Here is a 25,842-nt window from a genome sequence, read left to right on the forward strand (position 1 = left end):
CTCATCATTCGCCCCACATCAGACACTTACGAGCAGCCCAGCTTCGAGATAGAAATTCCACCCCACAAATAGCGCGGTAAAGCAAAGCTTCAATCAGAAAATCCCTCTCCTCTTACAAGACAAAAAATAGCACTTAGATTTCTACAATCTAAGTGCTATTTCTGAATAATAATAGTAGAATTCTTTCTAAATTTCCATTCCATCCACTTCATAACAAGCGGCTTCAATAAAGCTCTCGTAATAGGGATCACGCAGATAAACCCTAGCATATCTGTCACATACCCAGGAAGCACTAAGAGAATACCTCCTACAAATACAAAAATACCATCTAGTACCGCCTCACCTGGCATTTCCCCTCTATTCAACTTAGATTGAATCTCTCCAAGCACTTTAAACCCTTGTCTTTTCGCCAAATACACACCTACAACACCTGTAAATACAATCATAGCGAACGTAGACCATAAACCTATTACATGACTTGATCCAATTAAGACCGTAATCTCAATCGCCGGTATTAAAATAAACAAGAATAGTAACCACTTCATAGTTCTACACCTCTCTCACATCTCACTTTTAACGCCCTCACAATGCCTATATACATCATATGAAATATAGATACCCTTTCATATTAAAACCCATAACAAACAGCTTTTAAAAGCAATTCTAGGCGCTTTAAGCTAATTCTATCTCGTTTTTGTGTAAAAAAAAGAGAAGGACTCCGATCCTTCTCTCCGTATTACTTATAGCACTTCCGCATGTCCATTATAAACAATTCCGCGTGCTGCATCAACTGTTACTTCTTGGCCATTTTTTAAAGTTGCTGTTACGCCGTTTACACCAACGATAACAGGAATACCGATTGATACACCTACAACAGCTGCATGGCTTGTTAAGCCACCTTCTTCTACAACTAAAGCTGCAGCTTTTTCGATTGCAGGAATCATATCTTTATCAGTGCTTGTTGTAACAAGGATATCACCTTCGTTTACGTTCGCTACAGCTTCAGCAGCTGTTTTCGCTACAACTACTTTACCTTTTGCAGCTTTACGACCGATTCCTTGTCCTTTAGCAATTTCTTCACCAACAACGTGGATTTTCATTAAGTTTGTTGTACCAGTTTCAGCAACTGGTACACCAGCAGTAATCACTACAGTATCTCCAAGTCCGATTAGACCTGCATCCATACCTGTTTGAATTGCTGTATCTAACATTTCGTCAGTTGAAGCTGCGCGCTTCTCAGCCATAAATGCTTGTACACCCCAAACAAGTGCAAGACGACGTCCTACTTGCTCGTCAGATGTTACAGCTACGATTGGAGATTTTGGACGGTATTTAGAGATCATTTTCGCAGTATATCCACTTTCTGTTGGAGCTACGATTGCAGCTACATCAAGAGCAAGTGCTGTATGTGCAACAGATTGGCTAATTGCATCTGTAATTGTTGGAGTGAACTCTTTAATACGTTTTTTGAACATATCTTCATATTGCAATGATTTTTCAACGCGTACCGCAATGTTAGCCATCATTGTTACTGCTTCTACTGGGTATTGTCCAGCAGCTGTTTCACCTGAAAGCATGATTGCATCTGTACCATCGAAGATTGCGTTAGCTACGTCACTTGCTTCCGCACGAGTTGGACGTGGGTTACGTTGCATAGAATCTAACATTTGTGTTGCAGTAATAACTGGTTTACCTAACACGTTACATTTTTTAATTAGACGTTTTTGTACTAACGGTACTTCTTCCGGTGGAATTTCTACACCCATGTCACCACGAGCTACCATTAAACCGTCAGAAACTTCTAAGATTGAATCGATATTGTCGATACCTTCTTGGTTTTCGATTTTTGGTACGATTTGGATGTATTGAGCGTTATGCTCTTCTAATAATTCACGGATTTCTAATACGTCAGACGCTTTACGTACGAATGAAGCTGCAATGAAATCAACTTTTTGCTCGATACCGAAGATGATATCTTTTACGTCTTTTTCAGTGATACCAGGAAGCTTAATGCTTACGTTTGGTACGTTAACACCTTTTTTATTTTTTACAGTTCCGCTGTTAAGAACTTTTGTACGGATGTTTCCATCAGCTTTTTCGATTACTTCTAGTTCGATAAGACCGTCATCGATTAGAATACGAGAACCTGGGTCTACATCGTCATAAAGACCAGCATAAGATACAGAGAACTTCTCTGCAGTACCTAATACTTGCTCAGTAGAAAGAACTACTTCTGCACCTGTTACAAGCTCAGCTTGTCCGTCTACAAAGTCGTGAGTACGGATTTCTGGACCTTTTGTATCAAGTAAGATACCAACTGTTTTACCAGTCTTCTTTGAAGCTTCACGAATGTTTTTAATACGAGCTCCGTGCTCTTCATGGCTACCATGAGAGAAGTTTAAACGAGCAACGTTCATACCTGCTTCGATTAATTGCTCTAATTTTTCAATACTTTCACTAGCAGGACCTATAGTACATACAATTTTAGTTTTACGCATATTGCACCTCCGAAAATTATGAAACCGTTCCCAAATATCTGACATTACGCCGATTAGATGGATAATTCTTTAGATAATTGATACATATCTTTATCGATTGTATGCTTTTGAGCTAACGCTTCGATAATATCATGATCAACAAGTTTGTTATCTTGAATACCTACACAACGTCCGCCTTTACCAGCAATTAACAATTCAACTGCTCTTGCGCCAAGACGACTTGCTAATACACGGTCTTGTGCACTTGGTGATCCACCACGTTGTACGTGACCTAATACAGTTACACGAGTATCAAAGTTTGTTGCTTCTTCAATGTGCTTACCGATGTCAATTGCACTTCCAACACCTTCAGCTACAACGATAATACTGTGTTTTTTACCACGTTCACTACCACGCTTCAGACGAGCGATAACATCATCCATGTCATACTCTTCTTCTGGAATTAAGATTGTTTCCGCACCATCAGCTAAACCAGCCCATAATGCGATATCACCAGCGTGACGTCCCATTACTTCGATAACATATGTACGTTCATGAGATGTAGCTGTGTCACGAATTTTATCAATTGCATCAATAACAGTGTTTAAAGCTGTATCGAAACCAATTGTGAAGTCTGTTCCAGGGATATCATTGTCGATTGTACCTGGTACACCAACACATGGGAATCCTTGTTCAGTTAATTTTTTAGCGCCTTGGTAAGAACCATCTCCACCAATAACAACAAGTCCTTCGATACCGTGTTTCTTTAATTGCTCGATACCTTTTAGTCGTACTTCTGGATCTTTAAACTCAGGACATCTTGCTGTATATAATTTTGTACCACCGCGGTGGATAATATCGCCAACAGAACCAAGTTCTAATTTTTCAATGTGACCAGAAATTAATCCAGCGTATCCATGGTAAATACCATATACTTCAATATCATGGAAAATCGCTTTACGAACAACTGCACGAATGGCAGCATTCATACCAGGTGAATCTCCACCACTTGTTAATACACCAATACGTTTCATTTGTACTCACCTCATAAAGATTATTTGCCTTATAATAAAATAACACGAAAAAATATAAAAATACAATGGAGAAGATGTGTCTTTTCATAATAAAAACGTGCATTCGCGAAGTGGAACGCACGCTTTTCTTATTTTATCCAAATGGAAGCGTTTGAAAACGAAACTTGCCCAATTTTCATATATTTTTCATAACGTTTTTCGATTAATTCATCTTTCGAAATTCCGTTTAATTGTTCAAAAGTTTTCCGAATCATTAAGTCTATATTTTCTGACTGTTTCAAAACATTACGGTGAGCTCCGCCTCTTGCTTCTGGAATAATTTCGTCAATTACACCTAATTCTTTCAAATCTGCTGCTGTAATTTTCATTGCCTCTGCAGCTTCCTTTGCTTTTCCTGCATCTTTCCAAAGAATTGCCGCTGCACCCTCTGGTGTAATAACAGAATAAGTGGAATTTTCTAGCATATGAATGTAATCTCCAACTCCAAGGCCTAGCGCACCACCACTACCACCTTCGCCGATAACGATACAAATAACAGGTACCGTTAAACCTGCCATTTCAAATAAATTGCGGGCGATAGCTTCACTTTGACCACGTTCTTCAGCAGCTTTACCAGGATAAGCTCCTTTCGTATCAATAAAACAAATAATAGGACGATTGAACTTTTCCGCCTGCTTCATTAAACGTAATGCTTTTCGATATCCTTCTGGATGAGGCATTCCAAAGTTACGGCGAATATTTTCTTTCGTATCTTTTCCGCGCTGATGCCCAATTACAGTTACAGGCATCCCTTTATATTTCGCAATGCCGCCGACAATCGCTGCATCATCGCCAAATAGACGATCTCCATGACATTCGAAAAAATCAGTAAATAAGTGCTCAATATAATCGAGCGTTGTCGGTCGTTCAGCATGACGAGCAATTTGAACACGGTCCCATACTTTCAGATTGCCGTATATATCTTCCTCTAAATTTTCTAGCTTTTCTTCCAAAATACGAATCTCCTCACTGAAGTCCATCTGGCTGTTTTTCGTATAGTCTTTCAGTTCACGAATCTTATTTCTTAGCTCAACAACTGGTTTTTCAAATTCTAGCTCTGCCATACAGCCATTTCCCCTCCTTGATGAACTTCTAAAATCTTGCGAAGTGATTCTCTCATATCATCACGATGCACCACCGCATCTAATTGACCATGATCTAGTAAGAATTCTGCCGTTTGGAAATCTTCTGGTAGTTTCTCACGCACCGTTTGTTCAATTACACGTCTACCAGCAAATCCGATAAGTGCACCTGGTTCTGCAAGATTATAATCACCAAGTGAAGCGAAACTCGCTGAAACCCCGCCCGTCGTTGGGTGAGTCATAACAGAAATAAATAATCCTCCTGCATTACTATGCTTTTTCAAAGCTACGCTTGTTTTTGCCATTTGCATTAAACTTAATATACCTTCTTGCATACGGGCACCACCCGAAGCAGTAAAGATAATAAATGGAACTTGTAAGTCGTACGCCTTTTCAACCGCACGGGCGATTTTTTCTCCTACTACAGAGCCCATGCTCCCCATTCGAAAACGAGAATCCATTACTGCAACAACAACAAGCATGTCATCAATTGTTCCTTCACCAGTTACAACCGCTTCGTTCAATTCAGTCTTCTTACGATCGCTCTCTAGTTTCTCTTCATAACCTGGAAACTCGAGTGGATTTAACGAAACCATTTCTTTGTCATACTCACGGAATGACCCTTCGTCCAATATACTATCAAGACGTTCCCATGCATTCATAGGATGATGATATCCACAATTCACACATACTTTTAAATTTTTTAGAAGTTCTTTCGTATACATGATTTTTTTACATTCCGGACATTTTGTCATAACGCCATCTGGTACATCTTTTCGTACTTGTTCTGAAGGTATTGCAGCGTACTTTTTCTTTTTCACGAATAAATCTCTTAGCACAATTTGACCCCCTTCGTTGAGAGCTAAGGTTAGCGTAAGAAGAAAATGGGGCTAACACCAAAGTTTGATGTTAGCCTTATCTTCTCAATCTGTCTAATAACCTCACTCTTTACGTTTAACTTTAACCGCTACGCGGTAGAATGTTTGTCATAACGTGTCATGGTCATTTCGACAAATTTTATACATTACGAGTGAAACTGTATATTCTCTACTAATTCATCGTAAATTTTTAGTGCATCATTTTCTTGTTTTTCTTCCAAAGTAGCATAAAGCTTTCTATACATATCGATAGAATCTCTTGAAACTTTACAAGAAAGAGTTGCTACGTAATCATTTACGATCATCCAAATGCGATATAGTAAATAATTATCGACTTGTTCAATAAGTGTTTTAAAGAACGTTTGATGAAGCGTTGGGACTGAGCTTTCATTTCCTTCAAGTACTTGGTGTAATCTACTTAGTACTTTAGAAAACGTTTCTTTCGGTAAATTACATACAATTCGAATCATATCTTTCTCAAGTAATCGTTTCGTTTGTAATAAATCACGAATTGTTTTCTCATCTTGCAATAAGAACGGAGCAATTAATTGTACAAGACCGTTATCATAAAAGTTTCGAATAAACGTCCCTTCACCACGTCTCGTTTCAATCAATCCTACCAGTTCTAAAGCACGCAATGCTTCTCTTACAGAGGAACGTCCTACGTTTAAGCGTGAACTTAACTCACGCTCAGACGGCAAACGATCCCCCGCCACCAAACCATCCTCTTCCATAATGGAACGGATTTTTTTTACAATTTCGAGATATACTTTTGTATTTGATGATGTCAATGGAAATTCCTCGCTTATTCTTTACCAATCAGCGCTAATTGTTTTGTTTTTTCAGCGATCTCATTTGGATCTACTTGACGGCGAGCTACTCCTGTCTCCATTGCTGCTTTTGCAACGTAAGCCGCTACTTGAGGCGCTACACGCGCGTCAAATGGTGCCGGAATGATATAGTCTGCATTTAACTCATCTTCTGCTACAAGCTCAGCAATAGCCTGTACAGCTGCCATCTTCATTTCTTCGTTAATTTGTGTCGCATGTACGTCAAGTGCACCGCGGAAAATACCAGGGAACGCCAGTACATTATTTACTTGGTTCGGGAAGTCAGAACGACCTGTTCCAACAACAGCTGCGCCCGCTGCTTTTGCCAATTCTGGCATAATTTCTGGAACTGGATTCGCCATTGCAAAAATAATCGCATCGTCATTCATTGTACGAACCATCTCTTCTGTTAATGCACCTTCTGCAGATACACCAATGAATACGTCCGCACCTTGTACAACATCAGCTAAAGAACCTTCTATACGATTCTTATTTGTATATTTTGCAACTTCATCCTTCACCGGATTCATACCTGTAGGACGACCATCATAGATTGCGCCTTTACGGTCACACATAATAATGTCGCGTACACCATAGCGATATAAAAGTTTAATAATTGCAATACCTGCTGCACCTGCGCCATTTGCGACAACTTTAATGTCAGACATTTTCTTTCCAACTAATTTCAGTGCATTTACAAGACCTGCTACTGTTACAATAGCTGTTCCGTGTTGATCATCATGGAAGATAGGAATATTTGTTTCTTTTTTCAAACGCTCTTCAATAATGAAGCAGTTTGGTGCTGCGATATCTTCTAAGTTAACGCCGCCAAAAGTTGGCTCCATTAATTTTACAGTTTCAACAATTTTATCTACATCGTTTGTATTTAAGGCAATTGGGAATGCATCTACACCAGCAAAGCTCTTGAATAATACAGCTTTACCTTCCATTACTGGAAGAGATGCTTCAGGTCCAATGTTACCAAGACCAAGTACAGCTGTTCCATCTGTCACAACTGCTACCATATTTCCCTTCATCGTATATTCATATACCTTACTTTTATCGTCATAAATTTCTTTACAAGGTTCTGCAACCCCTGGAGAATATGCAAGACTTAAATCTTTTGCATTTTCTACTTTTACTTTTGATACAGTTTCTAATTTTCCTTGATGCACTTTATGCATGTGAAGTGCTTCTTCACGAAGTGTTGACAAACTATCCACTCTCCTCAAATTATTCTTGCTGATATCAATTTCTCCAAGTGGTCTGACCACGAACACTACTACTATAATAATCGAAGTGTAGGGAAATTGTCCATTATATTTTCACAACTACATTTTCTTCCCCGACAATTTCACGAAGTGCTCCTAAACATTCTTCACTTGGATGAATCGATAAACTCCGAGATAATTGTACCATTTTATGTTCCTTTTCATAATAAATTAGTACTTTCGCAAAACCTGAATAGTCGAACAATATTTTCGTAACCTGATTTAAAAGCTTTTTCTCATACTGAGACGGCAATTTCACGTAAACAGATGCGTCTTTCTTTTCTTCATAAACATCCATTTCCTCTAGCGGATATAGTCCATTTACAATCCATTGCAGCTTATGATTTCTTAGCTCAATCGTACCGTCAACTAAAACAATTGCTCCTTCTTGCAACTTATCCGAGAAATGTATATACGTTTCCGGGAAGAGGACTGCTTCCATTTCATCATTTTGATCACAGAATGTAATAAATGCCATCTTTTGAAACTTTTTCGTACGAATCACTCTCACACTTGTTATATACACAATAGCTCTTTGTACTTTTTTCTTGTGTCGCATCGCCTGAGCGAGAGATGGAATTTCTAATTCTTTTGCTAACTTCACATATTGCGCTGTCGGATAACTTGATAAATAAAAGCCAAGCGCTTCCTTCTCTTTATTTAGTTGTTCAATAAAAGATAACTCTTCTCCTTGTACATATTTTGATTTTGGAACAGCATCTCCTAAATCACGTGCGAGATTCGCGTACTCTAACGCCCCTTTAATACTTTTCCATAAATTCGTTCTCGAAACACCAAAATCGTCAAAACATCCCGACCAGACGAAAGCTTCTAAATTACGCTCCGTTACGAACTTTGACGGCATACGAAGACAAAATTCAAATAAATCTTCGAACATTTTTTTCTCTCGTTCTTCTAATAATGCCGTCACTGTAGCCATTCCAATATTTCGGATCGAAAGTAAACTGTAACGTATCGCATTCCCTTCTATTTGGAAGTTGTAGCCACTCCTCTGAAGAGACGGTGGCAAAACGTGAAAACCTTTCCGCTTCGTTTCTCGTACATACTGTACAATCTTATCTTCATTTCCAATTGCGCTTGATAATAATGCCGTCATAAATTCCAGCGTATAATTCGCTTTCAAATAGGCAAGCTGATATCCGATCATACTGTAAGCTACAGCGTGACTTCGGTTAAAACCGTAATTCGCAAATCTTACAATTAAATCATAAATTTTCTCTGCGGATGTCTCATCATAACCATTTCGCAAACATCCTTGGACGAAATGCTTACGTTCCTGATCTAAAATATCACGATTTTTTTTACTCACCGCACGGCGCAGTAAATCTGCTTCTCCGAGCGAAAAACCAGCTAACTTCGATGCAATTTGCATAATTTGTTCTTGGTATACAATGACGCCGTATGTTCTTTCTAAAATTGGCTTTAAATCCGGATGTAAATATTCAATTTTTCTTTTTCCATGTTTCGATTCAATAAAAGTCGGTATCTGTTCCATCGGTCCTGGTCTGTATAACGAGTTAACAGCTACGATATCTTCAAACTCATTCGGTTTTAACCCGCGAAGTACATTTCGCATACCACCCGACTCAAGCTGGAATACACCTGTTGTATCCCCTCTCCCTAATAATTGGAACGTCTTTTCATCTTGAAGAGGTAAGTTTCTTATATCGATTTCTTTCCCTGTTTTGTTCGCGATAAATTTTATAATATTTTCAAGTAACGTTAAATTACGTAATCCTAAAAAGTCCATCTTAAGCAAACCAAGTTCTTCTAGCGCATCGGCTGGATATTGCGTAACATAAACATCGTTATGTCCTTCTTGAATTGCTACACTTCCTGTTAGCGGTTCTTGACTCATAATAACACCAGCCGCATGAATAGACGTATGACGTGGTAAACCTTCTACACGTTTTGCGATTTCAAATACACGCTCATGCAGAAGATTCCCTTGTATAAACTCACGAAGTGATTGTGATTCTTCATATGCATCTTTTAACGTTATACCAAGCTTTGATGGGATAAGTTTTGAAAATATATCAATATCTCGCGGCGGAAGCCCCATTACGCGGGCAATGTCTCTAATTGCCGCTTTTGCTGCAAGCGTACCAAACGTTACAATTTGCGCAACACGGAGCTGACCGTATTTATCTTTCACATAGCGAATCATCTCATCACGTCTTACGTCTGGAAAATCAATATCAATATCGGGAAGCGTCACACGTTCAGGATTTAAAAACCTTTCAAATAATAGATCGTATTCAATTGGATCAATATCTGTAATTTCTAATACGTATGAAACGAGTGAACCAGCTGCCGATCCACGACCTGGTCCTGTTAGAATATGATTTTCATGTGCATACTTCATAAAATCCCATACGATGAGGAAATAATCACTAAATCCCATACGAGAAATAACATTTAATTCATGATCCAAACGCTTTATATGCACTTCTTTCGGTTCACCATATCGTTTCCGCAAACCTTCTTCACAAACACGACGCAAATATATATCACTCGTTTCATTAGACGGAACAGGAAATTTCGGAAGTTGATTTACATGGAACGGTATTTCTACTTGGCAACGCTCTGCAATTTTTATTGTATTTTGGATTGCTTCCGGCGCGTGGGAAAATAGTGCTTCCATTTCATCCGATGACTTTAAATAATACTGATCTGTTTTCAGCCTCGGCCTATCTGGATCAGTCATTTTCGTTCCACTTTCAACAGATAGTAAACATTCGTGAACAAGCGCGTCACTTTGATTGATATAGCGCACATCGTTTGTTGCAACGACCGGAATATTAACCCTACTAATAAATTCAGGTAGTTTCTCTTGTAAAAGCAACTCATCTTGAATCGCATGATGCTGCAAACTCATATAAAAATGGCCAAACATATTTTGATACGTGCGAGCTACTTCTTCAGCCTGACTCTCATTGTCTTCTAGTAATAATTGCTCAATTTCGCCATCTTTACCTGGTGAAATTGCAATTAATCCTTTCGCATAATGCGCAAGCCACTTCTTAGGAATACCTTCTTTGGACTTTGTCATAATACTGCTAGAAATCTTTAATAAATTTTGGTAGCCTATTTCATTCTCAGCAAGTAATACAAGCGGATAAGACCTTTCTTCTTCTTCACTAAAAATAGAAGCGGTTAATCCAATAACGGGCTGTATACCATGTTTCTTACATGCTTTATAAAACGGAATAACGCCATACATAACATTTTCATCCGTAATAGCCAGCGATGAAAAACCGAGTTCTTTCGCCCTGACTACAAGCTCATCAATTTTACAAGCACTTTTTAATAAACTAAAAACGGTTTGACATTGTAAATGCACAAACTTCACTGTTGTACCCTCTCTTTACCTATTTGACTACTTTTATTATAGGTGATGAGGAAAGCGGAAATCAAAACATACTTCTTATACTTTGTCCATATATATGAAGAAGAAAGGGGAATGACGATGGATGTAAGAGAACATACTTTTTTCTCTCTGCTTATTATTAGTTATTTTATTGCCTTTGGGGTTATACTTGGCGGTTCATTAATTGGTGGATTTGGTGCGTTTCTTATCGGAAAACCAGCTCTAACTTACATTAATCAATTCGCCCAAAATTTAAGAATTTGGGCACTCGTTGCAGCAATCGGCGGAACATTCGATACCTTTTATAGCTTTGAAAGAAGTTTCTTTGGCGGAGATATGAAAGATATCGTAAAGCAAATTCTCCTTATTTTTTTCGCAACTGGTGGTATGCAAACAGGTCTCATTATTATTAAATGGCTAACGCAGGAACATGTATGAGAGTACCAAGTGCCAATACAGCAAAAAGATGGTACTTAGTATTAGCTGGGGCTGCTGTTGGAGGCGTGTTGAGCTGGTTTATTTTTTTGTACATATACGGTGTTTTTCAAGAAGAACAAGCTAGTAAAATAGCAGAACAAAGAGAAATTATAGAAAAACAAGAAGCAAAGCTCCACGTCCTTCTCGAAGATCAAGAAAAATTGAACACTGAAAATAAACGGCTCTTAACCATTCAAGAGATTAAAATAAAACTTATCAATCGAGAAAAATACGATTTAGACAATCTCACACTCGAAAATATGACTACATCTATCCATAATGACCTCCAACATCTTTTAACGAAAAACATTCAAAGTATCGCAAAAAATAAAGACCTACTTAAAAAGGTAATCGAAAATAAAACGTACAAACATTACGATCGGCTATACCGTTTTAAAGTCGATACAATATCTTTTGATACAGTGCTTGAAATTAGCATTACTATAGAGAAAGAAAAATAAAGAAGGAGGGCTTTAGCGCCGCTCCTTCTTTTCGTTCTAACATATAGTCTCTTATTTACAAATCTCACGTAAATCAGCAAAAAGACAATCCGCTTCTTCCCAAGAAGATGCCTTCGCACCAGAAGCCATCGGATGCCCCCCGCCGTTATATTGCATTGCTAATTTGTTTATAACTGGTCCTTTTGAACGAAGACGAACACGAATTACGTCGTCTTCCTCTAAAAATAGAACCCACGCCTTTAATCCATCAATATTGCCAAGCGCTCCAACAACACCAGATGCTTCAGAAGGAAGTACATCAAACTCTTCTAATACTTCTTTCGTTAATTTAATGTAAGCTGCTCCTTCTTCTACCATCGTAAAGTTTTGTAAAATATAACCGTTTAAACGAGCAATTTTTTCTTTTGTCTTATACATCTCATTGTATAAATCTGTGAATTTCACACCCATGTCAACAAGCTCACTTACGTAACGAAGTGTTTTTGCTGTCGTATTCGGGAATAAGAAACGACCTGTATCTCCAACAATTCCTGCTAAAATAAGGCGGGCTGCTTCTTTTGTTATTTTTAATCCTTTATCTTTTCCATAGTTATAAAACTCATAAATCATTTCACTTGTAGAACTCGCTGTCGTATCTACCCACGTAATATCTCCATATGGATCTTCATTTGGATGATGATCAATTTTAATTAACATCTTCCCTTTTGTATAGCGTTGATCGTCAACACGTTCTTGATTCGCAGTATCACAAACAATAACAAGCGCATTTTCGTATACACTATCTTCAATATCATCCATTACTCGTAAGTATGCTAGTGACGGTTCATTGTACCCAACCGTATAAATATTTTTCTCTGGAAACGATTCTTGTAGAATTGTACCAAGACCACCCTGTGAACCTAACGCATCTGGATCCGGACGCACGTGGCGATGAATAATAATTGTATCAAACTCTTTAATTGCTCCTAAAATTTGCTCATGCATATGTATAATCTCCTTTTTAATCAACTTCTTCACTTTATCCTCCATTATAACGGAAAGTATTTCATACATGCGAACAATTGCTTTATAATAAAAGTTAGAAAGTTTAGATATTTCTTTTTCTTTTCTATTATTTTTCACAAAGCGATGGGAGTGTTCATTATGCCAGTATTAGTCTTCTGTATTATCGTCTCATTTATGTTGTACCTCTTTTACAAAACAAAATACTTTCGTACAAACCGCCCAATGGAGAAAGGTTGGCTCTCAGGAAAATCCGCAATGGCACTCGGTTCATTCGTTTTATTTTTCGGGATAAACCAATTCTTTTTAGAACTTTCAACCGCTCGTATTATCGTTGGTGTTTTATTCGTTCTATTTGGTAGTGCAAGTGTATTTAACGGGTTTCGCCAATACAAACATTTCTTGCCATTAGCAGTTAAAGAAGCTGAAGTCTATGAAGCAACGTAAAAAAGCATCAATATTGTGATGCTTTTTTACGTCCCTTAACTTTCAAAATCATATACGCAACAAACGCAGATGGTATATTAAATGGGTTCCCTTGTACGTGAAAATGTAATTGTTCTTCTCCAAAAGACATTTTTTCATATAGCTCTCGCTGAGATAATCCTGTCTTTTCCTTTTTTTCATGTAAACCTTGTAAATATAAATATTGAATCGGTATCATTACAAGAAAGTAAAATAGTGCGATACTACCAAAAAAGAGTACGGCTGACGACATAATGCATACCACCTCTCACGATTCCATTTTCTTACAATATAATCATAACACAATATACAACTGAATTGAATTATTATTCCGTCTTTTCTCACATTACTTTTCCACTCCATCCCATACATATTTCACTAAAACTCCCATCTAAAATCATGCCTTTCAAATTTAAAACAACAAAAAAAGATGGAACAAATCAAAACGATTTGTTCCATCTTTTTATTTATCGATTAACTGAACCATAAGTAATGCTTTTCCAACAACATTACCTTCATGATGCACCTCTACATCGACCTTACCAAATTTACGTCCAATTTCTAATACTTTCGGATGAACAGATACAACATTATCAATTTGAACCGGCTTTACGAAATAAATCGTTAAGTTTTCAACAATTAAATCGCTTTTCTTTTGCGCACGAATGACGCGATTTGTCGCTTCTGTCACAATTGTTGCAAATACACCGTACGATAACGTCCCGATTGAGTTCGTCATTTGCGGCGTCACCGAAAATTGATATAGATGCTCATTCTTCGCTTCTTTTGGTGTCATAAATTGATTCGTTACAATATCATCAATGGTTTCTCCAACTTGTGGCTGACGTTGAATCATTTGCAGTGCCTGAAGTACATCTTGACGGCTAATAATACCTTGCAGTTTGTTTCCTTCCTCAACGACAGGAAGTAATTCAATTCCTTCCCACACCATCATACGTGCCGCAGCTGCGACAGACATTTTACCGTTCACTGTAATTGGGTGTTTTGTCATTACTTTATCAATTGGTGTTTCTTTCGCTACTCCGATCATATCTTTTGAAGTTACGATTCCTAGTACTTTGTTACTTTCATCGACAATTGGATATCTTCCGTGCATTGTCTCTTCGTTATATGCATGCCATTGCTGTACTGTATCACTCGGCTTTAAATATAACGTTTCTTCAATTGGCGTTAAAATATCTTCAACGAGTACAATTTCTTTCTTAATAAGTTGGTCATAAATTGCACGATTAATTAACGTTGCGACCGTAAATGTATCGTAGCTACTTGAAATGATCGGCAGCTTTAATTCGTCTGCTAATTTCTTCACATGATCTTCCGTATCAAAGCCGCCCGTAATTAATACAGCGGCTCCAGTTTCTAGCGCTAATTCATGTGCATTGGTACGGTTACCAATAATGAGTAAATTCCCAGCTTCTGTATAGCGCATCATCGCTTCTAACTTCATAGCTCCGATTACGAATTTATTTAATGTTTTATGTAGTCCTTCTCTGCCCCCAAGTACTTGACCGTCGACAATGTTAACGACTTCTGCATATGTCAGTTTTTCGATATTCTCTTTCTTCTTTTGTTCAATTCGAATTGTTCCGACACGTTCAATTGTACTAACATATCCTTTATTTTCTGCATCTTTAATTGCACGGTAAGCGGTCCCTTCACTTACACTCAAATCTTTCGCAATTTGTCTTACAGAAATTTTATGGCCTACTGGCAGGCTATTAATATGTTCTAAAATTTGGTTATGCTTGGTAGCCAAATGGTTTCACCATACTTTCTTTTCCCTAAATTCTTCATGTGTTGTACTTTCAGTATACTATATTTTCAAAACTGTTACACTCTCTCTTTGCATACCTGTACTATTTTTTTTATAACAAAATGACTCTTACATTCCACCAGTCATTCTATTACAACAATGTAATGCTATTGTCATCTCATTCGATAGTTCGTCCACTTAATTGCCTATACAATTAAGACAAGAAATAAAACAAAGGAGCGAACACATGATGAAAAAATTTTTAGAGGTTGTAGGTGCTGTATTTTTAGCTTTCGTAGATGGGAAAAAAGTTGCAATGGAATTGAATGAAACACCTGAACAACCACGTACCAAAAGAAAAGAATCACCAAAACAAATACAAGCATTAAAAGCTGTCCTACACACGTAAAAAACCCTTCACTTTTCTTTTCAAATGAAGGGTTTCTTTTCTATAGTGTAATACTTTCTCCAGCTTCTAATACTTTCCCTGTACAATTTTGTAGCTTTTCTACAAATTGATATGGATCTTGTTCAATAACTGGGAACGTATTGTAATGCATCGGTACAACAGTTTTCGCATTAATCCATTTTGCCGCTAGTACAGCATCTTCTGGTCCCATTGTGAAATTATCACCAATTGGTAAAAATGCTAGATCAACTTTATTTAATTCCCCAATTAACTTCATATCAGAGAATAGTGCAGTATCTCCTGCGTGGTATACAGTTTTCTCTTCTGCTGTAAATAAAATACCTGCTGGCATACCTGTATATGTAATCGTCTTATTTTCTTCATCAATATAACTAGAGCCGTGGAATGCTTGTGTAAGCTTCACTTTTCCGAAGTCAAATTCATGTGAACCACCAATATGCATCGGGTGTGTATTTACACCTTGCCAACTTAAAAATGTTGCTAGTTCAAATGGCGCTACAACAACTGCATTATTTTTCTTCGCAAGTTCTACTGTATCTCCAACATGATCACCGTGTCCATGCGATAAAAGAATTGCATCCACTTTTACATCTTCAGCTTTTAAATCTGTTTTCGGATTACCTGTTAAAAACGGGTCAATTAAAATAACTTTTCCATTCGCCTCAATTTTCACAACTGAATGTCCATGATAAGATACTTTCATTATTACATTCCTCCCCTGTTCACATTCTCACTTTGTATTCTACATGATTTTTCAATTCCCTGTCTTTTCTAACATCTATTTACTTGTCATAACGCTTTCTTCCGAGTTAAAGTTATATTTGTAATTAAATATCTCGGGGGTGCCAATCGATGAATGCTAGATTAGAAAATTTAATGCAATGGCTAAAAGAAAAAAACGTAGAAGCTGCGTTCTTAACTTCTACACCAAACGTCTTCTACATGACAAACTTCCACTGTGAACCACACGAAAGATTACTTGGTATGTTTGTATTCCAAGAAAAAGAACCTATTTTAATTTGCCCTAAAATGGAAGAAGGTCAAGCACGTAACGCTGGCTGGGCACATGAAATTATCGGATTTACTGATACTGACAGACCATGGGATATGATTGCAAAAGCAATTAAAGACCGCGGCATCAATGCAAATGCAGTTGCAATTGAAAAAGAACATTTAAACGTAGAGCGCTACGAAGAATTAACGAAATTATTCCCAAATGCAGCTTTCAAATCAGCTGAGGAGAAAGTTCGCGAACTTCGTTTAATTAAAGATGAAAAAGAACTTTCTATTTTACGCGAAGCAGCTAAAATGGCGGACTATGCTGTTGAAGTTGGTGTAAATGCAATTAAAGAAAACCGCAGCGAGCTAGAAGTATTAGCAATTATTGAACACGAATTAAAAACAAAAGGCATACATAAAATGTCATTTGATACGATGGTATTAGCAGGTGCGAACTCAGCTCTTCCACACGGTATTCCTGGCGCAAACAAAATGAAACGCGGCGATTTCGTACTATTTGATTTAGGCGTAATCATTGATGGTTATTGCTCTGATATTACACGTACAGTAGCATTCGGTGAGATTTCTGAAGAGCAAACTCGCATTTACAACACTGTACTTGCTGGACAACTACAAGCAGTTGAAGCATGTAAACCAGGTGTTACACTTGGCGCAATCGATAATGCTGCTCGTTCTGTTATCACAGATGCAGGTTACGGAGACTTCTTCCCGCACCGACTTGGTCATGGACTTGGAATTAGCGTACACGAATATCCAGATGTAAAAGCTGGTAACGAGTCTCCATTAAAAGAAGGTATGGTCTTCACAATCGAACCTGGTATTTACGTACCAAACGTAGGTGGCGTTCGTATTGAAGATGATATTTACATCACAAAAGACGGATCAGAAATTTTAACGAAATTCCCGAAAGAGTTACAATTTGTAAAATAATAAAAAAGGCAGCGGGAGTGCTGCCTTTTTCTATTTCCCTACTATTTCAAATTTCTCTACAATCATTTTTGCTGGATAACTTTCAAGTATTTGAGAAAACCATACTTTTATTTTATCCCCTGTTTTTAACTGTTTATATGTGTCTTTGTCCTTAAAGCTCAAGACTATATGTGCTGGATGCTCTTTATTCATTTGTTGTTCTATATAATGTTGCAACTCTACTTTTGTTTCAAACGTTTTATCATCGGCAAAAAACACCGTGTCATTTCTTAATATGATATACCCTTCTTTAGGTACTTCTTTTACCGTTACTTGCTCTACTTGTTTTGTATCACACGCTGATAATACGACTAGAAATACACTTAAAAACATAACAATTTTCATATGCCTATTCATTTTTAACTCCTTACTCTAGGCTATTTCAAATTTAGCACCATCTTCTCCTCATACTTATCATCCCATTTAATCACAATCTCTATTGGTTCATCTTTAGAGATAGGCGCGCAACTTACACAAGAAGACTTCATTTCAACCTTTGCTCCTCTATGAACTTCTGACGTTTGTGTCATTGTACTAAAGGCTCCATTAATAGCAATCTCTAAGTTTTTAAATTCTGTCTTTCCATCCCCGCCCTTATATTGAAACGTAAACATCCCATCTTCACTGTCATCCTTAATATGCCCTTTATATTGTCCAGTCCAACTTTTGCTCTCGCTAGAAAAAGTAACATACGAAATGGAACAGCTTCCTAAAAAGAAAATACTAATGAAAAAGAATAATGCTCTCTTCATAATGCCCCCTCCATTCAAATGCACTTATTTATTGTCTATTTCTTCCTCTTATTATATTATAAAAATACAGAATTTTCTAAAACAGGAGGTTTATATGTTACAACAACAGTTAGAAGAAATTCGTAATAATAATTACATACTGGACAACACAATTAACATTGATTCTTTAAGTTCCAATATGCTTGAGCACATCGGTGTTACCGATAGCTATTTAAGAGACAAACTTATTTACTCTACTTTTTATCATCTCATCAAAAAAGACTACATTTCACATACACACTTACAGAAATTATTATTAGAAAGCATTAGTGAAAAATATTTATTGTATAAGATTCATTCGGATGACGAAGATGCCGTATTTACCCGAGCATTTACAACATTATTAATTGCCCTCATTATAGATGCAGATACAAATCATAATTTCTTATCACAGAATGATATTTTAACTGTAAAAGATCAATTAATTCTATATATGAACAACGAGCATGATTTCCGTGGATATGTCCAAGACCACGGCTGGGCACATAGTATCGCTCATGCTTCCGATACATTTGAGGCGCTTGTGAATAGTCCTAAACTGGAAACTTTATATTACGAAGAAATATTACAAACTTTATTAAACAAAGTTTGTGTTCATTCTATTTACTACAAATATGAAGAAGATGAACGTATCGTTTATCCGATTGTCGCAATGCTGCAAAATGACCTAAAGGAAGAAGTACTCATATTAGCCCTTCATGATTTAGTAGCTCAATTACAAGTAAAAAAATCCACGCTACATATTGAATCATACGAATTTTTATACGGAAATATAAAATCTTTCTTACGTAGCTTATTTTTCAGACTACGTACACTTTCCATATGTAAAGAAACCGAATGTGAAATTGAAAAATTGCTACCAGGGCTTCGCCAATATTACTAAAAAAGAAGGCCACTCAAAAAGTGCCTTCTTCTATTTCACTAATATTTAATTGAAATTTCACGATCCAAACCGAGAAAAGGTGGACAAGAAGCGCAAACGCCATACATGCTCCGCTTAAAAAAGTTAGTATAGGATGCGAATACACGTGCCCCAATCCATAGGATACCGCCACGAAAAACATTGTTATGTAAATATAAATTGCTCCATGTATTTGCCTCATATAAACCTCCTTTTCCCATATTATAACATAAATTTTCTGATTATTCACATTAATTACTTGTAATCAATATTTCTCAACTGTTACACCTCTTACAGCAGCCTTAATATACGGTGACCCTTGTAAACTTTGTAAATCCTCTGTTTTTCCTGTTACGAATACACCTTATATTGGTAAGTTTTTTGGTTTTGTGTTTTTTATTTCTTTATCCCGCATTAACGGGCAGTAAGACACCACATCAAAACTCAGCGGAAGCAAAGAAGTTAGGTTGGGGTCGAACTGCCCGTAAAAGCCCGATTGGTGAGGGCTGATAATCAGTGGGGGATGCCCCCCACTGATTAAAGTTTCACTTTATAGTTTATCCTAAAATATTCTCGATATCCCTCCTTATTTTCACTTAAAGATATCCAAATATAGCTTTTATCAATTTTTTCATAATAAAAAGCACATCCATTTTGGTGCGCTTTTCTCTGAAATACTATTCTATTATTTCATCGCTTCCTTCACAACATCTTGAATCATAACAACTTCTGTTTTCATATCAATAGACGGTGCTTCTTCATCGATACATTCATACCAAAACGCTAAGTGCTTTTTATCGATTTCATAATGAGAATTTTCGACAAGAGCCCCGCCTTCTCCTTGCACAGAATACCAATATAAGTACTCTTCTCCATCTCTTATTTCCCGGAAAATTGTCTCAACATACATCTTTTCGTCGTTTAATGTCAAAAGTACTTCTTTCATATTGTCATTAAGAAGTTGCATCCATTCATCTACTCGATGACTCTTACCAGGCTTAACTTTAAATCTCGTTAATTCTACATTCATTTTTCTTCCCCCGTTTTCTTACGTACAAACAAACTATATTCTATTGGATGATAAAAACTTAATTTACTAGCTAATTTTCGCGAAGGAATATTGTCTACATAACAATCCCAGCTCGGTATAATATCATTTTGCATGCAATGTTCAATGAACCGTGTTGCAACAGCTTGAGCTAATCCTTTCCCTTGATACGCTTCATGTGTTGCAATATCTATTTCAGCATAACCATTCCCGCTAAATATTGAGACACATTCAGCTACAATTATCCCATCTTGTTCTATACAAAATCCAAAACCACTATTCAAAAACGTTTCTTTTGATCCCCAATATTCTTTATAGTACTCCTCTTTAAATTCACTGCTTCGCTCTATATCTCTTCTATCAATACGCTTCACTTCATATGTATTTTTGTTAAAATCTCGTTTTCTCTCCTCAAAGGTTACCCTTTGAAATTTCATTCGCGGGATGTTCCGAAGTGTATTACTAAAACGCTCTTCTAACATCATTTCCCACTCTTCACTTGAAGTAAAGAGTGTAAATCTCTTCTCTGTTTTTTCAATAGCCGTTTTTAAATATGAAAATAACTCTTCGTTATAATTTTGATCATCAGTATCACCAAATAAATAATAGATACCGTTAGCTGTAATAATTAATCCTGCTGTTAATTGCCCGTTTACAAAAACCTCACCATCTACCACTTGATCACATACCGCATAAGCAAATGTCATCGTTCTTGTATTACCTTCTAAAACCGGAAGAACTTTTCTATACTCGGCTACAGATAATTTTTTCATAATTGTTCCACTATAATCGTATCAGCCTCTATATGTTCAAAACAAAGATTTACCGTTCTCTTTAATGCTCTCGTTCTATGAATCGTACATGCTGGAATTAAAATAGAATCATTTGGCTTTAAAACCGCCGTTTCTCCATCTTCAAAATCAATAAGTAACTCTCCCTCTAGCACAATAAATAATTCATCCGAATTAGAATGATAGTGCCAATCATATTCACCAGTAAATACAGCGATTCGTAAGCAATGACTGTTTATATTTGAAACGACGAAGTTTTTATGTTGATCTTTAATATCCTTTGTTAATTCTATTAAGTTCACAGTCTCCATCTTTCGTCCCATCCTTTCATTAGTCGTTCTTCTAAAAAACTAACTTAATCTCCACCACCTCCGCAATCTCCTCCACCATCACTTGAGCTACTACAGTCATTGCTACTGTAGTCACCGAATCCACCTGATGAGCTTGAAGCGTATGAAGATTTTTTGCTTCTTTTTCTATCTTTTTTACTTTCATGACTAGGCCATACTTTATCAAATAATATAAAGAATAAGATTCCTTCTACCATAACAAGTAGAACGCCTAAGGTACTTTCAATAACATTGGGGGTTATCCCCAAACTTTTAAATATCCCACATAAATACAAGCAAAAAATCACATACAAGAACATACAAATATACCGAAATGTTTTCTCTATCGTAATGACTACTTTTTGTGAAAAAGGTATGTTCTGTTCCTGTTTTTTCTTTATATACCTTTGTCTCTTTGCCTGTTTTTTCTTCCTCTTTTTGCTCCCCATCGAATCCCCTCTTTTTATTATATAATTCTAAATTATCATAATAAAAATTTTTTTACACCAATAAATAACAATTATTCACATGTTATTTCTCCATATAAAAAAGACCCTCCTCACGAAAAGGAAGGTCTCAAATGTATTTCTATTATGATAAAGCAGGAGCTTTTTCAAGAAGCTCTTTTGCATCAGCGTATTGTAAGCCGTGAGCTTCCGCAACTGCTTCGAATGTTACATAACCATCTAATGTGTTAATACCTTTTAATAATGCAGTGTTGCCTAAGCAAGCTTCTTTGTAGCCCTTGTTAGCAATTTGTACTGCATATGGTACTGTTACGTTTGTTAATGCAAGAGTTGACGTACGTGGAACTGCACCTGGCATATTAGCAACTGCATAATGAACAACGCCATGTTTTTCGTAAGTTGGGTTGTCATGAGTTGTAATACGATCAGTTGTTTCGAAAATACCACCTTGGTCAATCGCGATATCTACAACGACAGAACCTGGTTCCATTGATTGAATCATTTCTTCAGTTACAAGTTTTGGCGCTTTTGCACCCGGAATTAATACCGCTCCAATAACAAGGTCAGATTCTTTAACAGCTTCTGCAATGTTGTATGGATTAGACATTAATGTTTTTACTTGGTTACCGAAAATATCATCTAATTGACGAAGACGTTCTGCACTTAAGTCAATGATTGTTACATCTGCACCTAAACCTACTGCAATCTTAGCTGCGTTTGTACCAGCTTGACCACCGCCGATGATTGTTACTTTGCCGCGTTTTACCCCTGGAACGCCTGCAAGTAAAATACCTTTACCGCCTTTGTTTTTCTCAAGGAATTGTGCACCGATTTGTGCAGACATACGACCAGCCACTTCACTCATAGGTGCAAGTAATGGTAAAGAACGATTGTCTAATTGTACTGTTTCGTATGCGATTGATGCAACTTTGTTATCGATTAATGCTTTCGTTAATTCTGGTTCTGGAGCTAAGTGTAAGTATGTGAATAAGATTAAGCCTTCACGGAAATAGCCGTATTCACTTGCTACTGGCTCTTTTACCTTCATAACCATATCTTGATTCCATGCTTCTTCAGCAGTTTCTACAAGTTTCGCACCCGCTTGTACGTATTCTTCATCTGTAAAGCCAGATCCTAAACCTGCTCCTTTTTGAACAAAAACTTCGTGACCATTTTGTACTAAATGTACTGCTCCCGCTGGCGTCATTGCCACACGGTTTTCATTGTTCTTAATTTCTGTTGGAATACCGATACGCATGATTAGTTCCCCCTTGAGTTATGAAATGACCCCTGAATCATTTTTTAAAGCGCTTTCTACGCTCTTATATTTTAACATAATATCTCAATATTTGACAAAAAATAACACGAGTTTTCCGATAGATTTAATTTTATATTAAAGGACAGTATTATCCGCACCTCTCAGCACAATGGATAAACTGTCCAATTATTCGAAACTTCATCTTATTTTATTCTATCGATGTCTATGAATAACATCCACTGCACCAGTCACTTCAATAATTGTACCGGTAATCATATCGGAATCGTCCTCACATAAAAACGAAATGGTTCTTGCAATATCTTCACCTGTTCCAGATCTACCAATCGGTGTGTTATGCTCTTTCAGCTGACGTGCTTCTTGAATAGTTGCCTCTTTCATATCGCCTATAATATCACCAGGACATACCATGTTCGCAGTAATACCATACTCCGCTTCTTCATAAGCAACTGTTTTCGTTAATGAAACAAGTCCTACTTTCGCTGCGGCAAAAGCTGAACGATAAATCCATCCCGGTGCACTATCCGCCCCTTGAAATCCGTAATTAATAATACGGCCAAAGTTCTGTTTTCTCATGACCGGAACGACAAGTTTTAATAAATGAAATACCGCTGTTAAATTTCCCTGAATCATTTCATTCCATTCATCTTCTTCATAATCAACTAACTTTTTTCGTTCAAATACATATGGACCAGCATTATTAATTAAAAAGTCAATTTTGCCAAAACGGCTCATCGCTTCTTCTACTATTTTATGTAAATCTTCCTTTTTCGTGACATCAGCTTGCACGAATTGTAGACGCTCTTCCACATCTTTATATGTTTCTTTCATCGTTTCCATAGCCGTGATATCGCTATGGTACGTTACTGTTACTGAATAGCCTTTAGCCAATAACTTTTCTGTTACTTGCTTTCCTAAACCTTTCGTACCGGCTGTAATGAGCGCATGTCTCACAAAACTGCCCCCTTTTAAATTGCTATACTTCATATGTAACAAGTTCTCGCTCCAATTACAACTAAAATGAATTGAAACAGAGTTTTCAAAATTCTGTAACGTTTCTGGCAAGCACGTTACCAAAATTTGTTTTATAATTAAGTTGTAAACAGTTATAAAACAGATTGGGAGGAATTTACTATGAATAATACATATACAAATATTTTAATCGCGGTGGATGGTTCTAAAGAAGCAGAAAAAGCCTTTAAAAAAGCAATTCAAGTCGCAAAGCGCAACAATGCAACATTAACAATCGCTCATATCGTTGATGTAAAAGCGTACTCAGCAGTAGAGGCTTATAGCCGTGCAATTGCGGAACGTGCAAATCTATTTGCAGAAGACTTATTAGAAGACTACAAAAAAACTGCGCTTGAAGCTGGTCTTGAAAAAATTGAAACTGTATTAGAATTTGGTAATCCTAAATCTAAAATTTCAAAAGAAATCGCTCCAAACCATAAAGTAGATTTAATTATGTGTGGTGCAACTGGTTTAAATGCTGTTGAACGTTTCCTAATTGGTAGCGTCTCTGAACATATTATTCGCTATGCGAAATGCGATGTCCTTGTTGTTCGTGGTGATGAGGAGCAAGGTGAGCTTTAATTTATAGATAAAACACCAAGTCCACATAGGCTTGGTGTTTTTCATTTTATCAACTTCACTATAAACACAAGACATGCTACGACAACAACGGTAATTGCCAATACATAAGGCGGCAGAAACTTCAAAGACCATAATGCCATCATAATCGTCGCGATCGTTAAGTACGTTTGCTTTGCACCTTCTATCATTTTTTTACGAAATAAGAAAACATACAAATAACCAATTGGCGGCGTAATAAAGCAAAGAACGTATATGATTTTTGATTTTAAATACCACTTTTGTTCTCCAAGTTTCTTTATATCCCCTTCTATTCTCTTATGCTCTTGTTCTTTCGCTTCTTCTACAAGCGGATTTTCCCCTTCGCCTCGCTTTTCTTTCATATAAGGAAGAAAGTGCATAAAAAAATAGTATGCGAATACGAATGCTCCAAATCCAATATTTACTCTTTCTAATGGAATATGTTCACTAAAAAAAGCAGCAGTAAGCACTACAGACAAACAGTATGTCATCATCCAAAATGAACGTTTTCTCTTTTTCCGTTCCATTTCTTTTTTGCCTTGTATATCTTTTCTTTTCGAAAGCCATATAGAAATAAAGCAATCTACTACAAATAGAGCAAAAATAAATATCGCAACGTGTACTGTTTCTAAATCCTCAAATGAAAAGATATTTGGGAATGCAACATGCAATACAATTAGCGTGTACAAAATTAGCCCTATAAAATAAATACGTCTCATTTTTCATCCCTTTCTTATTTCCTAACATTACGTTAACATACATTTTTTAGAAATAGACGGACAAAATATATATGTGTAAAAAAGGAGGATGCTATATGGATGATTCTGAACGCATTATTTTAGACGTAAACGGAAAAGAAATTGAAATGCTAGATACGATTCGCACTCATTTTAAAGAGAAGCACGGCGTTGAACTAAGTAATGGTGCATTACTTCGTGATTTGATGGATATTGAGTATATTCGAATTACGGAAGATCGACATAAGTATGATTAAAAGAAAACGACTGCAGGCGAATGCCATCAGTCGT

General features: G+C 36.8%; 30 protein-coding genes. 8 read left to right on the plus strand and 22 right to left on the minus strand.

Annotated features, from left to right (window positions below):
- Positions 1-155: 155 nt before the first annotated feature.
- The 8 genes from NST90_RS21740 to dnaE form a co-directional block, all read right to left on the minus strand.
- Positions 156-545, minus strand: coding sequence for an FxsA family protein (locus tag NST90_RS21740; protein WP_000871628.1), 390 nt, complete (start codon positions 543-545; stop codon positions 156-158).
- A 195-nt stretch (positions 546-740) separates the two neighbouring features.
- Positions 741-2,498 carry a pyruvate kinase gene (gene pyk, locus NST90_RS21745; protein WP_001232673.1) on the minus strand — a complete coding sequence of 586 codons (1,758 nt, stop codon included), beginning with the start codon at positions 2,496-2,498 and terminating at the stop codon, positions 741-743.
- Positions 2,499-2,551: 53 nt separating this feature from the next.
- Complete coding sequence (gene pfkA, locus NST90_RS21750; protein WP_000821157.1) at positions 2,552-3,511, minus strand: 6-phosphofructokinase; 960 nt, start codon at positions 3,509-3,511, stop codon at positions 2,552-2,554.
- A 128-nt stretch (positions 3,512-3,639) separates the two neighbouring features.
- A complete protein-coding gene (gene accA / locus NST90_RS21755; protein ID WP_000818805.1) occupies positions 3,640-4,614 on the minus strand; it encodes an acetyl-CoA carboxylase carboxyl transferase subunit alpha in 975 nt (324 codons plus the stop codon).
- Positions 4,602-5,471: an acetyl-CoA carboxylase, carboxyltransferase subunit beta gene (accD, locus tag NST90_RS21760; protein WP_000942856.1), complete on the minus strand. Its 870-nt coding sequence runs from the start codon at positions 5,469-5,471 to the stop codon at positions 4,602-4,604. The genes accA and accD overlap by 13 nt, the downstream gene beginning before the upstream one ends.
- Positions 5,472-5,656: 185 nt before the next feature.
- On the minus strand, positions 5,657-6,301 hold the full coding sequence (locus NST90_RS21765) for a GntR family transcriptional regulator (RefSeq protein ID WP_000204448.1): 645 nt from the start codon (positions 6,299-6,301) through the stop codon (positions 5,657-5,659).
- Positions 6,302-6,315: 14 nt separating this feature from the next.
- Positions 6,316-7,524, minus strand: a complete 1,209-nt coding sequence (locus NST90_RS21770) for a malic enzyme-like NAD(P)-binding protein (RefSeq protein WP_161508111.1) — start codon at positions 7,522-7,524, stop codon at positions 6,316-6,318.
- A 133-nt stretch (positions 7,525-7,657) separates the two neighbouring features.
- Entirely contained in the window at positions 7,658-10,984 is a 3,327-nt protein-coding gene (dnaE, locus tag NST90_RS21775) for a DNA polymerase III subunit alpha (protein WP_016123441.1), read from the minus strand.
- A 42-nt stretch (positions 10,985-11,026) separates the two neighbouring features.
- On the opposite strand from dnaE, the gene NST90_RS21780 reads away from it, so the two are divergent.
- Both NST90_RS21780 and ytrI read left to right on the plus strand, forming a co-directional pair.
- Positions 11,027-11,440 carry a YtrH family sporulation protein gene (locus NST90_RS21780; protein ID WP_002005839.1) on the plus strand — a complete coding sequence of 138 codons (414 nt, stop codon included), beginning with the start codon at positions 11,027-11,029 and terminating at the stop codon, positions 11,438-11,440.
- Positions 11,437-11,940 carry a sporulation membrane protein YtrI gene (gene ytrI, locus NST90_RS21785; protein ID WP_001265736.1) on the plus strand — a complete coding sequence of 168 codons (504 nt, stop codon included), beginning with the start codon at positions 11,437-11,439 and terminating at the stop codon, positions 11,938-11,940. The genes NST90_RS21780 and ytrI overlap by 4 nt, the downstream gene beginning before the upstream one ends.
- Positions 11,941-11,991: 51 nt before the next feature.
- Here the strand turns inward: ytrI and NST90_RS21790 are convergent, their stop codons facing one another.
- Positions 11,992-12,924 (minus strand): bifunctional oligoribonuclease/PAP phosphatase NrnA, encoded by a 933-nt coding sequence (locus tag NST90_RS21790; RefSeq protein WP_283748098.1) that lies wholly within the window; start codon positions 12,922-12,924, stop codon positions 11,992-11,994.
- A 159-nt stretch (positions 12,925-13,083) separates the two neighbouring features.
- Between NST90_RS21790 and NST90_RS21795 the strand changes: the two genes are divergently transcribed.
- On the plus strand, positions 13,084-13,389 hold the full coding sequence (locus NST90_RS21795; protein ID WP_001144776.1) for a YtpI family protein: 306 nt from the start codon (positions 13,084-13,086) through the stop codon (positions 13,387-13,389).
- 7 nt (positions 13,390-13,396) lie between these two features.
- On the opposite strand, the gene NST90_RS21800 is transcribed toward NST90_RS21795, so the two are convergent.
- Together NST90_RS21800 and NST90_RS21805 are read right to left on the minus strand one after the other, a co-directional pair.
- The gene (locus NST90_RS21800) at positions 13,397-13,660 is read right to left on the minus strand and encodes a DUF3949 domain-containing protein (protein WP_000093045.1); all 264 of its coding nucleotides are present in this window, start codon (positions 13,658-13,660) and stop codon (positions 13,397-13,399) included.
- Between the two features lie 210 nt (positions 13,661-13,870).
- Positions 13,871-15,184, minus strand: a complete 1,314-nt coding sequence (locus NST90_RS21805) for a CBS domain-containing protein (protein ID WP_000201572.1) — start codon at positions 15,182-15,184, stop codon at positions 13,871-13,873.
- A gap of 244 nt (positions 15,185-15,428) precedes the next feature.
- On the opposite strand from NST90_RS21805, the gene NST90_RS21810 reads away from it, so the two are divergent.
- Positions 15,429-15,590, plus strand: coding sequence for a hypothetical protein (locus tag NST90_RS21810; protein ID WP_000976017.1), 162 nt, complete (start codon positions 15,429-15,431; stop codon positions 15,588-15,590).
- Positions 15,591-15,630: 40 nt separating this feature from the next.
- On the opposite strand, the gene NST90_RS21815 is transcribed toward NST90_RS21810, so the two are convergent.
- The gene (locus NST90_RS21815; RefSeq protein WP_000868926.1) at positions 15,631-16,314 is read right to left on the minus strand and encodes a metal-dependent hydrolase; all 684 of its coding nucleotides are present in this window, start codon (positions 16,312-16,314) and stop codon (positions 15,631-15,633) included.
- A gap of 149 nt (positions 16,315-16,463) precedes the next feature.
- Here NST90_RS21815 and pepQ point away from each other — a divergent pair, with 149 nt between their 5' ends.
- Positions 16,464-17,561 carry a Xaa-Pro dipeptidase gene (gene pepQ / locus NST90_RS21820; RefSeq protein WP_000994033.1) on the plus strand — a complete coding sequence of 366 codons (1,098 nt, stop codon included), beginning with the start codon at positions 16,464-16,466 and terminating at the stop codon, positions 17,559-17,561.
- 30 nt (positions 17,562-17,591) lie between these two features.
- Here the strand turns inward: pepQ and NST90_RS21825 are convergent, their stop codons facing one another.
- Positions 17,592-17,957: a DUF3221 domain-containing protein gene (locus NST90_RS21825; RefSeq protein WP_001079378.1), complete on the minus strand. Its 366-nt coding sequence runs from the start codon at positions 17,955-17,957 to the stop codon at positions 17,592-17,594.
- Positions 17,958-17,977: 20 nt separating this feature from the next.
- Positions 17,978-18,352 carry a hypothetical protein gene (locus NST90_RS21830; protein WP_000816709.1) on the minus strand — a complete coding sequence of 125 codons (375 nt, stop codon included), beginning with the start codon at positions 18,350-18,352 and terminating at the stop codon, positions 17,978-17,980.
- A gap of 94 nt (positions 18,353-18,446) precedes the next feature.
- Here NST90_RS21830 and NST90_RS21835 point away from each other — a divergent pair, with 94 nt between their 5' ends.
- Positions 18,447-19,274 carry a DUF2785 domain-containing protein gene (locus NST90_RS21835; protein ID WP_000941469.1) on the plus strand — a complete coding sequence of 276 codons (828 nt, stop codon included), beginning with the start codon at positions 18,447-18,449 and terminating at the stop codon, positions 19,272-19,274.
- Between the two features lie 13 nt (positions 19,275-19,287).
- Here the strand turns inward: NST90_RS21835 and NST90_RS21840 are convergent, their stop codons facing one another.
- From NST90_RS21840 to NST90_RS21870, 7 genes are all read right to left on the minus strand, one after another.
- Positions 19,288-19,494 carry a hypothetical protein gene (locus tag NST90_RS21840; protein ID WP_001248908.1) on the minus strand — a complete coding sequence of 69 codons (207 nt, stop codon included), beginning with the start codon at positions 19,492-19,494 and terminating at the stop codon, positions 19,288-19,290.
- 483 nt (positions 19,495-19,977) lie between these two features.
- The gene (locus NST90_RS21845; protein ID WP_001100209.1) at positions 19,978-20,322 is read right to left on the minus strand and encodes a DUF6176 family protein; all 345 of its coding nucleotides are present in this window, start codon (positions 20,320-20,322) and stop codon (positions 19,978-19,980) included.
- Entirely contained in the window at positions 20,319-21,113 is a 795-nt protein-coding gene (locus tag NST90_RS21850) for a GNAT family N-acetyltransferase (RefSeq protein WP_000736763.1), read from the minus strand. The genes NST90_RS21845 and NST90_RS21850 overlap by 4 nt, the downstream gene beginning before the upstream one ends.
- Entirely contained in the window at positions 21,110-21,442 is a 333-nt protein-coding gene (locus NST90_RS21855; RefSeq protein WP_000450926.1) for a cupin domain-containing protein, read from the minus strand. The genes NST90_RS21850 and NST90_RS21855 overlap by 4 nt, the downstream gene beginning before the upstream one ends.
- 44 nt (positions 21,443-21,486) lie before the next feature.
- Positions 21,487-21,909, minus strand: coding sequence for a hypothetical protein (locus NST90_RS21860; protein ID WP_000534941.1), 423 nt, complete (start codon positions 21,907-21,909; stop codon positions 21,487-21,489).
- 142 nt (positions 21,910-22,051) lie between these two features.
- The gene (gene ald / locus NST90_RS21865) at positions 22,052-23,185 is read right to left on the minus strand and encodes an alanine dehydrogenase (protein WP_001219403.1); all 1,134 of its coding nucleotides are present in this window, start codon (positions 23,183-23,185) and stop codon (positions 22,052-22,054) included.
- Between the two features lie 213 nt (positions 23,186-23,398).
- Positions 23,399-24,190 carry an SDR family oxidoreductase gene (locus NST90_RS21870; protein WP_002024902.1) on the minus strand — a complete coding sequence of 264 codons (792 nt, stop codon included), beginning with the start codon at positions 24,188-24,190 and terminating at the stop codon, positions 23,399-23,401.
- 147 nt (positions 24,191-24,337) lie between these two features.
- On the opposite strand from NST90_RS21870, the gene NST90_RS21875 reads away from it, so the two are divergent.
- On the plus strand, positions 24,338-24,796 hold the full coding sequence (locus NST90_RS21875) for a universal stress protein (RefSeq protein ID WP_001066673.1): 459 nt from the start codon (positions 24,338-24,340) through the stop codon (positions 24,794-24,796).
- A gap of 41 nt (positions 24,797-24,837) precedes the next feature.
- Here the strand turns inward: NST90_RS21875 and NST90_RS21880 are convergent, their stop codons facing one another.
- On the minus strand, positions 24,838-25,533 hold the full coding sequence (locus tag NST90_RS21880; RefSeq protein ID WP_076875949.1) for a hypothetical protein: 696 nt from the start codon (positions 25,531-25,533) through the stop codon (positions 24,838-24,840).
- A gap of 95 nt (positions 25,534-25,628) precedes the next feature.
- Here NST90_RS21880 and NST90_RS21885 point away from each other — a divergent pair, with 95 nt between their 5' ends.
- Positions 25,629-25,808, plus strand: coding sequence for a hypothetical protein (locus tag NST90_RS21885; RefSeq protein ID WP_000342760.1), 180 nt, complete (start codon positions 25,629-25,631; stop codon positions 25,806-25,808).
- Positions 25,809-25,842 lie beyond the last annotated feature (34 nt).

It is taken from the genome of Bacillus sp. FSL E2-8900 (genome assembly GCF_037966225.1).
GTDB classification, from domain to species: domain Bacteria; phylum Bacillota; class Bacilli; order Bacillales; family Bacillaceae_G; genus Bacillus_A; species Bacillus_A cereus.